This window comes from Vogesella indigofera (assembly GCF_028548395.1).
GTDB lineage: Bacteria > Pseudomonadota > Gammaproteobacteria > Burkholderiales > Chromobacteriaceae > Vogesella > Vogesella indigofera_A.
The window spans coordinates 277,499-290,531 of sequence record NZ_JAQQLA010000003.1 but is presented as its reverse complement, the minus strand read 5'-3'; the positions used below and the strand labels follow the sequence as shown (position 1 = coordinate 290,531).

Sequence of the window (13,033 nt, the reverse complement as noted above, 5' to 3'; positions counted from 1 at the left end):
GGCGCGAGCGTCAGGTACGTGGCAAAACCGGGCATGCTACTGATTTGTCATTTCCGCTGCAAGCAACACATGGCGGTGGCAGGCTCGGCTTCCGGTATAATCGGCCCCCATCTTCAACCCGTGGCGCCCGCCGTCACGACACCGTCCGCCCACGCCGAATCATGAATCTGACACACATCAAAGCCGTCGCCTTTGACCTCGACGGCACCCTGGTTGACTCCATCGCCGACCTCGCCGCCAGCGCCAACGCCATGCGCGCCGAACTCGGCCTCGCCCCGCTGGCCGCCGAGCGCATCCAGTCCCACGTTGGCGACGGCGTCGCCAGCCTGGTACACCGCGCGCTGACCGACAGCCGCGACGGCCAGGCCGACGCGGCGCTGTGGGAAAAAGGCTTCACCTTCTTCATCCAGCACTACCACCGTCATCTCACCGTGCACACCAAGATGTATCCCGGCGTTGCCGAGGGCCTCAACCTGCTGCACGGCTTCGGCCTGCCGCTGGTGGTGGTTACCAACAAGTCGGAACGGCTGGCGGTGCCGCTGCTGGCGCAACTGGGCATCGACAGCGCCTTCAGCCTGATTCTCGGCGGCGACAGTCTGACCGAGAAAAAACCGTCGCCGCTGCCGCTGCAGCATGTCGCCGAGGTGCTGGGCATCACGCCGCAACAGATCGTGATGGTCGGCGACTCGGAAAACGACGTGCTGTGCGCCCGCGCGGCCGGCGCGCTGCCGGTGGCGGTCAGCTACGGTTACCGCGATGCGGGCAACCTGCACGCCGACCTGGTGATCGATAGTCTGGTCGAGCTGTTCGCGCTGCTGAAAAAATCCGCCGAACTGCCGCAAAACCTGCGCGTATAAGCGCCGCCACGCCTGCTGCCTCTGTACGGCGCAGGCGTTTTTGCGTAAGAATAGCCGTTCTGTTTCCGCATCAACACTTGATAAAGCCTGCATCATGAGATTCCAGCCCGATCGTGCCAGTTGGCGATGGCGACGCTAAACGCCGCCCCGCCCCGCTCCTTTTGACCTGACACCCTGGAACGACCATGACACCGCAACAATTCGCCGAACTGGCCAGCGCCGGCTACAACCGCATCCCCGTCACCCTCGAACTGTTCGCCGACCTCGACACCCCGCTGTCGGTGTACCTGAAGCTGGCCAACCAGCCCTACTCCTACCTGCTGGAATCGGTGGTCGGCGGCGAACGCTCCGGCCGCTACTCCTTCATCGGCCTGCCGGCCACCACCCGGCTGCGGGTGCAGGGCTTAAGCGTGCAGGTGGAATACGGTGACAAGGTGATCGAGCGCCACGAAGGCGACCCGCTCGCCTTCATCGAGGCCTTCAGCCAGCGCTTCCACACCCCGCCCGTCGCCGGACTACCGCGCTTCACCGGCGGCCTGGTCGGCTACTTCGGCTACGACACCGTGCGCTACGTCGAGAAAAGGTTGGCCGCAACGCAAAAGCCGGACCCGGTCGGCACCCCCGACATCCTGCTGATGCTGTCGGAAGAGCTGGCGGTGGTCGACAACCTGTCCGGCAAGCTGTACCTGGTGGTGTACGCCGATCCGGCGGTGCCCAACGCGCTGCAGAAGGCCAACGCCCGCCTCGCGCAGCTGCGCGCCAAGCTGCGCGAGCCGGTGGCCATCCCGCTGTCGCTGCCGTCGGTCGCCACCGAGGCGGTGTCGGAATACGGCGAGGCCGCGTTCAAGCAGGCGGTCAGCGACGCCAAGAACTACATCCTCGACGGCGACATCATGCAGGTGGTGCTGGCGCAGCGGCTGAGCATGCCGTTCGCCGAATCGCCGCTGGCGCTGTACCGCGCGCTGCGCAGCCTGAATCCGTCGCCGTACATGTTCTTCTACCACTTCGACGACTTCCACGTCGTCGGCGCCTCGCCGGAAATCCTGGTGCGCCGCGAGAACGACACCGTCACCGTGCGCCCGATCGCCGGCACCCGCCCGCGCGGCAAGACGCGCGAAGAGGATCTGGCACTGGCGGAAGACCTGCTGGCCGATCCGAAGGAAATCGCCGAGCACGTGATGCTGATGGACCTCGGCCGCAACGACGTTGGCCACGTCGCCGACACCGGCAGCGTGGCGATCACCGAGAACATGATCATCGAGCGCTACTCGCACGTGATGCACATCGTGTCCAGTGTCGAGGGCAAGGTGCAGCCGCAGGTGTCCAACATCGACATCCTGAAGGCCACCTTCCCCGCCGGCACCCTGTCCGGCGCGCCGAAAGTGCGCGCGATGGAGATCATCGACGAGTTCGAACCGACCAAGCGCGGCGTATACGGCGGCGCCGTCGGCTACCTCGGTTTTACCGGCGACATGGACCTGGCGATCGCGATCCGCACCGCGGTAATCAAGAACGAGGTGCTGTACGTGCAGTCCGGCGCCGGCGTGGTCGCCGACTCGGTGCCGGAATCGGAATGGCTGGAAACGCAGAACAAGGCGCGCGCGGTGATCCGGGCCGCCGAGCTGGTGCAGCACGGCCTCGACGCCTGAGTCTCACCCGCTGAAAAACATTACGGCCAACCTTGAAGAAGGTTGGCCGTAATGCGTTTCAGGGCTTCGGTTGCGGCATGTCCGGCCAGCGGGCGTAGCGCTGCTCAATGCCGCGCCAGTTGCCGTCACGCTTGAGCATGCGCAGCGCCTGTTGCAGCTGCCGCACCACGCCGGCATCCAGCTTGCGGTTGCAGGCGAGGTACAAGTCGACGCGGTTGAAGGCCAGCACCGGCTCGATGCGCGTATCCAGCTGCCGTTGCAGCAGCAGGCCATTGGCGGTGAAGCGGTCGCTGGCCCACAGGTCGATGCGGTGCTGCAGCAGCTTGTCGATGTTGTCGCGGTCCTGCGGCGCGGCATCGACCTTCATCTGATGCTGGCGCAGGTAGCTGTCGCGCACGTCGCCGTAATAGGTGCCGATGCGCAGGTGGCGCACCTCGTCGAGGCTGCGAAATGAGATGAAGCGGCCGCGCAGCGCGTACAGCGTCCACTCGCTGTGCGTCAGCGGCCCGATCCACTGGAACGACGCCTCGCGCTCCGGCGTGCGCGTCACCGAGAACAGGCAGGACTGCGGCGTCGCCAGCACCGTGTTGTAGGCACGCTGCCACGGATAGGCACGCAGCCGGTACGGCAGATTGGCCTGGCGCAGCATCGCGATCACCTTGTCGGCGACAAAGCCGCTGACGCGCTGGTCGCGTTCGATCTGGTACGGCGGGAAGTGTTCGGTGGCAAGCAGCAGGCTGTCGGCGCCGGCAAGGTTGGCCGCGGCCAGCAGCAGCATCAGGATCAGGCGCATGGCAACCGTCCGGTGAAATGGGATCGGCGGCAAAGATAGCAGAAAGCCTGCCACAAAAAATTCTTTTTATCATAAACACAGTGACATATTCCGCCACTGTGGCACGGCCGCCACCGCGAGCACCGCAGTGGCCGTCGCGGGATGCCGGATGCAGACACGTGCGCGGCCGCGCATGCGCCAGGGCGCGGCCTTGCCGCGAGCCCCCGCCCGGCTGCTCAGCTCATCAGCCACTCGCGCAGGTACTCGCGTGCCTGGCGCAGCTGCGGCCCGGCCAGCAGCGTGATGCGCTGCGATTCGGCGCGGCCAACCTCGCTTTCGGTCGGCACGTACAGGCTGGCCAGCATCGCCTTGGCGTGCAGGCCGCCCAGACCGGCGACGCTGTTGAGCTTGAACAGGTTCTCCAGCCCCACGCCGCGCTGCTGAAAGCTGGTGGGCGCGGCGGTCTTGCACTCGATCAGGTAAAGGTGGTTGTTGCACAGGATCGCCACGTCGTACTCGTTCTCGACATTGTGATGGCTGATCTTGACGCCGACCGCGGCATCGCTGATCGGCAGGATCTGCGCCAGCTCGGCCACCTGCGACAGCAGCCACACCTCCAGCCAGCCGCCGGCGAGAAAGAAGCGCGCCCGCGCATCGAGGCAGCGCATGTGGCCGCTGTCGCGGAACTCCACCATGCCGCTGGCCAGCAGCCAGTCGTACAGCACGTGTTCGCCACTGGACAGCGGATGCTGGCTGAACTGCTGCTCGTCCAGGTCGTTGCACAGCCGGTTGAGCAGCGACAACGACTTCGGGCGCAGCGCGGCGTGTTCGGCCAGATCGCGCGCCAGCTGCTCGTGACGCGGGCTGCGCCGCTCCAGCCGGTAATGGATGGCGAGGATGCGGCTGCCGTAGAGCGCGAAATAGGCCTCCAGCGACAGCCCTTCGGCGATCTCGGTGCCGCTGTGCAGGCGGCTGCTCTCGCCGCCGAGCAGCCAGATCAGGCGATCGTTGTCGTGCTCCACCGCCATCAGCGGCAACCGGTATTCGCGCGCCAGATCGTAGGCCAGCGCCGCCTGTACCGGCGACGCGGCGCTGATATTGAAGCAGACGCCGCCCTGCACCAGCTCCTGCAGCCGCTGCCGCAGCGCCAGCGGCTGGCTGTCCGCCGGCAGCGTCTCCACCGCCGCGGTCAGGTGCAGCTTTTGGCAGACGCCGAGGATGTCGAAGGCGAGATCAAGGTGGGCGCGGTGGCACAGCAGCGTGACCCGGTCGATGTCGAAACGCGGGTCCAGCGCCGGGGTAATGATGTCGCTGACCACATGGTCAACAAAGGCCAACAGGTGCATGACGCGCTCCAGCGGGACAGGGCATGACTGAATTCTATGCCCAAGCCCGCCCCAAATGCCACGCCGATTGCCGCGCCACGCGCGTCAGTACAAGTGCTTGCCCGACAGGGCTGGCCGCCGGCTCAGGCGCACGCCGCGGCGCGCGGCCGCGCTTGCTGGCGGATATCGGCCACCAGCGCCGCCAGCTGGGCGAAGCCGTCCTGCCACTGCTTATGACCGGACGCGACATTGATATGGCCGGCGTCGCGCAGCCAGTGCAGCGGGCTTTGCCACAGCGCCGCCATCCGCGCGCTGCGCAGCGGCAGGCTGAACGGGTCGCTGTCGCTGGCCACCACCCGCGCCGGGAACGGCAGCGCCAGCTCCGGCAGCGGCGCGAACGGCTGTAGCGCGGCCGGGGCGCTGGCGCGCTCGACGTCAGCCGGCGCCACCAGCAGCGCGCCGGCAAGCTTGTTGCCGTAGCGCGCCGAGTAGTGCGCCACAGTGGCGCAACCGAGGCTGTGCGCGATCACGATCACCGGCTGCGTGGCGGCGGCCACCGCCGCGTCCAGCGCCGCCAGCCAGTCGTCCAGCTGCGGCGTCTGCCAGTCGTGGTTGGCCACCCGCGTTGCGGCCAACGTTTGCTGCCAGTGGCTCTGCCAGTGCTCGGGGCCGGAATTGTTCCAGCCCGGCTGGATGATGTAGTCGAAACCGGAAAAATCGTGCGCCATGCTGCTGCCCCTCAAGGTATGGATAAATTCTGCCGTCACCATAACTGCGCCTTTATATTTCCAAAAATAATTATTTTTTGTTTTGTTATTCCTTTTGAAAATATAAAAGCCGGCAGCATGGGCTGCCGATCTGCTAAAATCGCCGACTGCCTTGGTGCTTCGCCGGCCCACGCCGGCAAGTTAAACGGGAAACAGGTGAAACCTGTGCTGCCCCCGCAACGGTGCGTTTCTTCAAGAACCTGTTCAATGTCTGCTGCGACTGCTCTCAATGGGGCGATACGGCGTTAAAAACGACTTCGGCATGCTTGTTTATATTAGTAACAAATGCCACTTTCTCAGTCGTTTTTGCCTTGTCTCGCGTGAGTTCGCGAGGATTTGAACAGGTTCTAAGGTCTGCCGGCCCTGCCGTCACGACCGCCCTGCCCATCGCCACTGTGAGTCATCACGGGAAGGCGGGCAGACGGCGAAACCAGCCCGGATACCGGCCACGGCGAACGCGCGCACTGCCAGTCAGTGCGTCCCGACACATGCTGCGGAGGGCGGCATCCGGTCAGATTGCTGATCCGTGCGCCTGACGCCTGCCCCTTCCGCGATTCCGATATCGCGCCCATGTCCCACAGCCTGACGCTGGACCGCCCGCTGCGCGGTGCCCTGCGCTTACCCACCCTGCCCCTGTTGACGCTGCTGACACTGCTCAGTGGCGGCAGCCTGCTGCTGGCCTGCAGCAGCGGCTCCATCTCTTTGGGCGCCGGCGAGTTGTGGCTGGCCGCCAGCGGCCACGGCAGCCAGTTGGCCGACACCCTGCTCAGCCTGCGGCTGGAACGGGCGCTGACCGCCTGGGTCACCGGCGGCTCGCTGGCGCTGGCCGGCGTGCTGATGCAGTCGCTGCTGCGCAATCCGCTAGCCGATCCTTACGTAATGGGCGTCTCCGGCGGCGCCTCGGTCGGCGCCTTGCTGGCGTTGTGGCTGGGGCTGGCGCTGTGGCAGGTGGACAGCGCCGCGGTCGCCGGCGCGCTGACGCTGTCGGCGCTGCTGTTCCTGCTGGCGCGCCGCGATTTCGCACGCAGCAGCGGCACGGTGCTGCTGCTGCTCACCGGCGTGCTGCTGTCCGCCGCCTGCGGTGCGCTGATCTCGCTGCTGCTCACCATCGCACCGGACGCGCAATTGCGCGGCATGGTGTTCTGGCTGGTCGGCGACATCGCCGGCACGCCGCTGCGGCCGTGGCCGTGGCTGGCGCTGCTACCGGCCGCGCTCTTGGCGTGGTGGCAGGCGCCGGCGATCAACCTGCTGGCGCTGCACGGCGATCACGCGCTGACGCTGGGCGTGCCGGTGGCCATGTTGCGCCGCCTGCTGCTGGTGCTGGCAGCCATCCTCACCGCCAGTGCCGTCAGCCAGGGTGGCAGCATCGGCTTCGTCGGCCTGATGGTGCCGCACGCCTGCCGCCTGCTGTGCGGCCCGGACCTGCGCCGGCTGATCCCCGCCGCCGTGCTCAGCGGCGCCGCGCTGCTGGTGCTGGCCGACACCCTGGCGCGCACCGTCGTCGCGCCGATGCAGCTGCCGGTCGGCGTGCTGACCGCGCTCTTGGGCGTGCCGGTGCTGTTCTGGCAGCTGCAACGCACCCGCCGGAGGCTAGCCTGATGCTGCACTGTGACCAGCTCACCCTCCGCCAGGGGCGCCGCACGCTGCTGCAGCCACTGGATTGGAAAGTTCGCGCCGGCGAATGCTGGTGGATCGCCGGCCGCAACGGCTGCGGCAAGAGCACGCTGCTGGCCACGCTGGCGGCGCTGCGCCGCGCTGACGGCGGCCACATCCACCTCTGCGGCCAACCTTTGCCGCAGCTGACGCCGCGCCAGCGCGCGCAACGCCTCGCCCTGCTGCCGCAGGCCAGCCACGACGCCTTCGACTACGCGGTGCAGGATGCCGTCGCCGCCGCGCGCTTTGCCTGGCCGGACACCGGTGACCAGCCGCAGCGCGTCGCCGCAGCACTGGACGCCTTCGACCTCGGCCGCCTGGCGACGCGGCCGCTGCAGGCATTGTCCGGCGGCGAGCGCCAGCGCGTGGCGCTGGCCAGCGTGATGGCGCAGGACGCGCCGCTGATCCTGCTCGACGAGCCGTCCAATTCGCTCGATCTCGCGCACCAGGCCGCGCTGCAACAGCAGATCGGCCGCTGGCGCGCACAGGGCAAGGCGGTGCTGCTGGTCAGCCACGACCTGCAGCTGGCCCCGGCCTGCGCCAGCCACGCGCTGCTGCTCGACGAACACGGCACGCACCGCCAGTACCCGCTGGCCGAACTCGGCGCCGAGCACCTTGCCGCCGTGCTCGGCTATCCGCTAACCCGTCTCCACCACGCAGGCCACCCCTGCTTCTTACCCGGACACCCATCATGAGCCACACCGAAGACCACGGCCGCACCGAGCGCCACAACGAGCGCATGGCGCGCAAAAAAGAAATCATGGATGCCAAGATCGCCGCTGCCAGCGAAAATCGCGGCGTGTTCATCGTCAACTGCGGCAACGGCAAGGGCAAAAGCTCCAGCGGCTTCGGCATGGTGATGCGCGGCCTGGGCCACGAGATGCAGGTCGGCGTGGTGCAGTTCATCAAGGGCGCGATGTCCACCGGCGAAGAACGCTTCCTGCGCCGCTTCCCCGACGAGGTGCAGTTCCACGCCATGGGCGAGGGCTACACCTGGAACACCCAGGACCGCGAGCGCGACGTCGCCCGCGCCGGCGAAGCGTGGGAAATAGCGCGCCAGATGCTGCAGGACCCGGCCATCGGCCTGGTGCTGCTCGACGAGCTGAACATCGCGCTGAAGTACAAATACATCAACGTGGAACAGGTACTGGCCGACATCGCCGCCCGCCCGCCGCAGCAGCACGTGATCGTCACCGGCCGCGGTGCGCCGCAGGCCATCATCGACGCCGCCGACACCGTCACTGAAATGACGCTGGTGAAGCACGCCTTCGCCGCCGGCATCGCCGCCCAGCCCGGCATCGAGTGGTAACACCCCGATACACCATCACGCCGGCCCGGTTCCGGCGCAAGGTTGGCCGCAACCGCATTGCGGCCAACCTTGCCGGCCATCACCATCGCGCCGGCAACGGCACACCAATGCGTGACCTGCCCCGCCCATCGAAATGAAAGCGAGCCCATGAGCTGCAAAGCCCTCCTTCTCTCCGCCATCGCCTCCGGCCAAGGCAAGACCACCGTCACCGCCGCCCTAGCCCGCAAGCTCGCGCGTGCCGGCCAGCGGGTGCGGGTGTTCAAGACCGGCCCCGATTTCATCGACCCGATGCTACTGGCTGCCGCCAGCGGTAGCTGCGTCGACGTGCTGGACCTGTGGATGTGCACCGAGGCGCAGTGCCACGCGCTGCTGGCCGAGGCGGCGCGGGAGTGCGACTACCTGCTGATCGAGGGCGTGATGGGGCTGTACGACGGCCAGCCGTCCAGCGCCGACCTCGCCCGCCACTTCGGCGTGCCGGTGCTGGCGGTACTGGACTGCTCGGCGATGGTCGGCACCGCGCTGGCCATCGCCCGCGGTCTGCGCGACCATGGCCAGCTGCCGTGGGCGGGGATGCTGGCCAACCGCGTCGCCAGCCCCGGCCACGCCGACATGATCCGCGCCTGCGGCACGGCAGAACTGCCGGTGGTCGGCCACCTGCCACGGCAGGCCGAGTCGCATCCCGAGCGCCACCTCGGCCTGCACCTACCGTCCGAGCTGCCCGATCTCGCCGCGCGGCTGGACGCGCTGGCCGACGCACTGCAGCTGGACGACGCGGTACTGGCGTCGCTGCCCGAATTTGCGCCAGCGCCGCAAACGCAGCCGGCATTGCCGCCGCTGCTGGCCGGCAAAACCATCGCCATCGCCCGCGACGCGGCGTTTGCCTTCCTCTACGCGGCCAACCTGCGCACGCTGACCGGCATGGGCGCGACGCTCGCCTTCTTCTCGCCGCTGGCCGACGAGGCCATTCCGGCCGGCGCCGACGCCGTCTGGCTGCCCGGCGGCTACCCGGAGCTGCACGCGGCGACGCTGGCTGGCAACCAGCGCTGGCAACACAGCGTGCAGGCCTTCGCGGCCAGCGGCAAACCGCTGTGGGCGGAGTGTGGCGGCATGATGGCGCTGACGGAAAGCCTCACCGACACCGACGGTCACAGCCACACTATGGCCGGCGTGCTGCCCGGCAGCGTGTGCATGGGCAAGAAACTGGCGGCGTTGGGTAGCCAGGGTTGGCCGCACGCCGCTGGCGAACTGCGCGGCCACACCTTCCACTACTCCAGCTTCGACACGCCGCTGGCGCCGCTGGCCCACTGCCAGCGCAAGGACGGCCGTGCCGGTGGTGAGGCGGTGTACCGCCACGGCAGCGTGCAGGCGTCGTACTTCCACGCCTACTTCGCCAGCAATCCGGCCGCCGCCGCCGCGCTGCTCCTGCCGCCATGCGGAGCAGCACCGTGCTGAGCGGCGCCGCGCTGATGGTGGCAGCGCTGCTGCTCGATCGCCTGCTGGGCGAGCCGCGCCGCTACCACCCGCTGGTCGGCTTCGGCAATGCGGCCAACCTGGTCGAGACGCGGCTGAACCGCGGCCGCGCCCGCATCGCGCGCGGCCTGCTCGCCTGGCTGCTGCTGGTGCTGCCGCTGCCACTGGCCCTGACCTGGCTGCTGGCGCAACTGCCGGTGCCGGCGGCCACCGCCCTCAGCGTGGCGGTGCTGTACTTCACCCTCGGCCGGCAAAGCCTGCTCGAGCACACCCGCCCCATCGGCGCGGCGCTGCTGGCCGGCGACCTGCCGCAGGCGCGCGCGCTGACCAGCCGCATCGTCAGCCGCGACCTGCGCCACGCCGACGAGGCCGCCGTCACCCTCGCCGCCGCCGAATCGCTGCTGGAAAACGGTCACGACGCGGTGTTCGGCGCGCTGTTCTGGTTTGCCGTCGGCGGTGCCCCGGCCGCGCTGGCGTTCCGCCTCGCCAACACCCTGGACGCGATGTGGGGCTACCGCAACCCGCGTTTCGAACGCTTCGGCAAGGTCGCCGCCCGCGCCGACGACGTGCTGGGCTTCGTGCCGGCACGGCTGACCGCGCTGGCCTACGCGCTGGCCGGCCACACCCGCCTCGCGCTGCGCTGCTGGCGCACACAAGCGCCGCAGTGGGACAGCCCCAACGCCGGCCCCGTGATGGCCGCCGGCGCCGGCGCGCTGGCGATCCGCCTGGGCGGCGCCGCCAGCTACCACGGCCAGCTGGAAATGCGGCCAACCCTGGGCGACGGCGCCACGCCCGCCGCCGCCGCCGACATCGCCCGCGCCGCGCAGCTGCTGGACCGGGCGTTGCTGCTGTGGCTGCTGGGAGCAATCGCGCTATGAAGCAACCGTACTCGCTACGCCGCTACCAGCCGGCAGACAGCGCGGTGTTGCGCAACATCTTTCATGCCGCCGTGCACCAGCGTGCGGCGCGGCATTACAGCGCGGCGCAGTGTGCGGCATGGGCGCCGGCAAGCTACGATCACACCGCCTGGCAGCAGCATTTGCAAGCCCGCCAGCCGTGGCTGCTGTGTGACGGCACGCGCATCATCGGCTTTGCCGACCTGCAGCCGGACGGGCTGATCGACCTGTTCTTTGTCCACCCCGCTGCTGGCGGCCAGGGCGCCGGCACGCAGCTGATGCAGCACCTGCTGCACGAGGCGCAGCGCCTGGGGCTGCCGGCGCTGCACGCCCGTGTCAGCCTGGCGGCGGAAGCGTTTTTCCTGCGCCACGGTTTCAGCGTGCAGCAGCGCCGCATCGTCACCCTGCGTGGCCAGCAACTGGAAAACTGCCTGATGCAAAGGCTCCTGCCATGAACAAGCTGCGCCCGCTGCACGGCGGCAATCTGCACGCTGCCATCGCCACTTACGGCGGCGAGCCTGCCGACTGGATCGACCTGTCCGCCGCGCTCAACCCGCGGCCCTACCCGGTGCCGGCCGTGCCGAGCGCGCTGTGGCACACGCTGCCGCAGCCGGATGCCGGTTTCCCCGCCGCCGCCTGCGCCTATTACGGTGCGGCCAACCTTCTGCCCGTCGCCGGCAGCCAGGCGGCGATCCAGGCGCTACCGCGGCTGCGACCGCCCGGCAGCGTCGCCGTCGCCCACCCCAGCTACGGCGAACACGGCTGGCGCTGGGCGCGGCACGGCCACGCCGTCAGCCGCCATGCCCACGCCGACATCGGCGAGTTGGCCGGCCACGTCGACGTGCTGATCCTGTGCAATCCGGACAACCCGTCCGGTGCGCACTACCCGGCGGCCAGCGTGCTGCGGTGGGCGGAGCAACAGGCCGCGCGCGGCGGCTGGCTGCTGGTGGACGAGGCGTTTGCCGATGTCTGCCCCGAGCTGTCGGTCACCGCTCACGCCGGCCGCCTGCCCGGCCTGATCGTGCTGCGCTCGCCGGGCAAGTTCTTCGGTCTCGCCGGCCTGCGCCTGGGCTTTGTCGCCGCCGAGGCCGCCATCCTGCAGCAGCTGGACGAGGAGCTGGGGCCGTGGACCATCCCCGGCGCGGTGCAGCACATCGCCACCGCCGCGCTGCGCGATGGCGCCTGGCAGCAGCAGGCGCGGGCCGATCTCGCCGCGCGCCGCGCCAGGTTGGCCGCACTGCTGGCCGCGCAGCAACTGCCGCACGCCGGCTGCGACCTGTTCGCCGGCGGCGAGTACGCGCCCGCCGCCGCGCTGCAGCAGCATCTAGCGACACAACACATCTGGTGCCGGCTGTTTACCGAGCCGCAGCCGCGCTTCCGCCTCGGCCTGCCGGCCGACGAACCCCACTGGCAACGGCTGGCCGCCGCGCTGGCCAGCTTTCGTGACAAGGATTTCACTACATGAAACGACTCCTCCCGCTGCTGGCCTGCCTGCCGGCACTGGCCGCACCGGTCAGCGTCATCGACGACCAAGGCAGCCGCGTCACGCTGCCGGCACCGGCGCAGCGCGTGATCAGCCTGGCGCCGCACGTCACCGAGCTGGCCTTTGCCGCCGGTGGCGGTGCCCGCCTGATCGCCGTCGACGACAACAGCGACTACCCCGAGGCCGCCAAGGCGCTGCCCAAGGCCGGCAGCTTCCGCGCCATCGACCTGGAGCGCATCGTCGCCGCCAAGCCCGACCTGCTGCTGGTATGGTTGCACGGCCCGTCGGCGCGGCAGCTGGAGCCGCTGCGCCAGCTCGGCATCCCGCTGTTCTACAGCCAGCCGAAGCGCTTTGCCGACATCCCGTCCAACCTGCGCCGCATCGGCCAGCTGCTGGGCAGCAGCGCGCAGGCGGAACAGGCGGCGCGCCGCTTCGAACAGGATCTGGCCGCGCTGCGCCAGCAGCAGCAGGGCAAGAGCAAGCTCAGCGTGTTCTACCAGGTGTGGGACAAGCCGCTATACACCCTCAACGGCCAGCACATCGTCAGCGACGCCATCGCGCTGTGCGGCGGCATCAACATCTTCGCCCGGCTGCCGGTCACCGCGCCGGTGGTCACCGACGAGGCGGTGATCGCCGCCAACCCGCAGGTGATCCTGTCCGCCGCCATGCGCCACAACGACGATCTGCTCAAGCGCTGGCAGCGCATGCCCGGTATCGCCGCGGTGCAAAACCGCCAGCTGCACCAGGTCAACGGTGACCTGCTCAACCGCCCGACACCGCGCATGATCGAAGGCACGCGCCAGCTGTGTGCCAAGCTCGACCTCGCCCGCCGCTAACCCGTAACCGCCCTCC

General features: G+C 68.9%; 13 protein-coding genes. 10 read left to right on the top strand and 3 right to left on the bottom strand.

Going from position 1 to position 13,033, the window contains the following annotated elements; all coding sequences use genetic code 11:
- The first annotated feature begins 161 nt into the window (after positions 1–161).
- Entirely contained in the window at positions 162–857 is a 696-nt protein-coding gene (locus PQU89_RS03345) for a phosphoglycolate phosphatase (RefSeq protein WP_272764608.1), read from the top strand.
- Between the two features lie 185 nt (positions 858–1,042).
- Positions 1,043–2,506 (top strand): anthranilate synthase component I, encoded by a 1,464-nt coding sequence (gene trpE / locus PQU89_RS03340; RefSeq protein ID WP_272764607.1) that lies wholly within the window; start codon positions 1,043–1,045, stop codon positions 2,504–2,506.
- A gap of 58 nt (positions 2,507–2,564) precedes the next feature.
- Here trpE and PQU89_RS03335 read toward each other — a convergent pair whose 3' ends face one another.
- The 3 genes from PQU89_RS03335 to PQU89_RS03325 all read right to left on the bottom strand — a co-directional run bounded on the left by PQU89_RS03335 (position 2,565) and on the right by PQU89_RS03325 (position 5,331).
- The gene (locus PQU89_RS03335) at positions 2,565–3,299 is read right to left on the bottom strand and encodes a substrate-binding periplasmic protein (RefSeq protein ID WP_272764606.1); all 735 of its coding nucleotides are present in this window, start codon (positions 3,297–3,299) and stop codon (positions 2,565–2,567) included.
- Between the two features lie 215 nt (positions 3,300–3,514).
- Positions 3,515–4,624 carry a Card1-like endonuclease domain-containing protein gene (locus PQU89_RS03330; protein WP_272764605.1) on the bottom strand — a complete coding sequence of 370 codons (1,110 nt, stop codon included), beginning with the start codon at positions 4,622–4,624 and terminating at the stop codon, positions 3,515–3,517.
- A gap of 122 nt (positions 4,625–4,746) precedes the next feature.
- Positions 4,747–5,331, bottom strand: coding sequence for an RBBP9/YdeN family alpha/beta hydrolase (locus PQU89_RS03325; RefSeq protein ID WP_272764604.1), 585 nt, complete (start codon positions 5,329–5,331; stop codon positions 4,747–4,749).
- 609 nt (positions 5,332–5,940) lie between these two features.
- On the opposite strand from PQU89_RS03325, the gene PQU89_RS03320 reads away from it, so the two are divergent.
- The 8 genes from PQU89_RS03320 to PQU89_RS03285 all read left to right on the top strand — a co-directional run bounded on the left by PQU89_RS03320 (position 5,941) and on the right by PQU89_RS03285 (position 13,017).
- The gene (locus tag PQU89_RS03320) at positions 5,941–6,969 is read left to right on the top strand and encodes a FecCD family ABC transporter permease (protein ID WP_272764603.1); all 1,029 of its coding nucleotides are present in this window, start codon (positions 5,941–5,943) and stop codon (positions 6,967–6,969) included.
- Positions 6,969–7,718, top strand: coding sequence for an ABC transporter ATP-binding protein (locus tag PQU89_RS03315; RefSeq protein ID WP_272764602.1), 750 nt, complete (start codon positions 6,969–6,971; stop codon positions 7,716–7,718). The genes PQU89_RS03320 and PQU89_RS03315 overlap by 1 nt, the downstream gene beginning before the upstream one ends.
- Positions 7,715–8,332: a cob(I)yrinic acid a,c-diamide adenosyltransferase gene (cobO, locus tag PQU89_RS03310; RefSeq protein WP_272764601.1), complete on the top strand. Its 618-nt coding sequence runs from the start codon at positions 7,715–7,717 to the stop codon at positions 8,330–8,332. Before PQU89_RS03315 ends, cobO begins: the two co-directional genes overlap by 4 nt.
- Positions 8,333–8,479: 147 nt before the next feature.
- A complete protein-coding gene (locus PQU89_RS03305; RefSeq protein WP_272764600.1) occupies positions 8,480–9,784 on the top strand; it encodes a cobyrinic acid a,c-diamide synthase CobB in 1,305 nt (434 codons plus the stop codon).
- Positions 9,778–10,680, top strand: a complete 903-nt coding sequence (gene cbiB, locus PQU89_RS03300) for an adenosylcobinamide-phosphate synthase CbiB (protein WP_272764599.1) — start codon at positions 9,778–9,780, stop codon at positions 10,678–10,680. Before PQU89_RS03305 ends, cbiB begins: the two co-directional genes overlap by 7 nt.
- Complete coding sequence (locus PQU89_RS03295; RefSeq protein WP_272764598.1) at positions 10,677–11,153, top strand: GNAT family N-acetyltransferase; 477 nt, start codon at positions 10,677–10,679, stop codon at positions 11,151–11,153. Before cbiB ends, PQU89_RS03295 begins: the two co-directional genes overlap by 4 nt.
- The gene (gene cobD / locus PQU89_RS03290; protein ID WP_272764597.1) at positions 11,150–12,163 is read left to right on the top strand and encodes a threonine-phosphate decarboxylase CobD; all 1,014 of its coding nucleotides are present in this window, start codon (positions 11,150–11,152) and stop codon (positions 12,161–12,163) included. Before PQU89_RS03295 ends, cobD begins: the two co-directional genes overlap by 4 nt.
- Positions 12,160–13,017, top strand: a complete 858-nt coding sequence (locus tag PQU89_RS03285) for a cobalamin-binding protein (RefSeq protein ID WP_272764596.1) — start codon at positions 12,160–12,162, stop codon at positions 13,015–13,017. The genes cobD and PQU89_RS03285 overlap by 4 nt, the downstream gene beginning before the upstream one ends.
- The last annotated feature ends 16 nt before the right edge of the window (positions 13,018–13,033 follow it).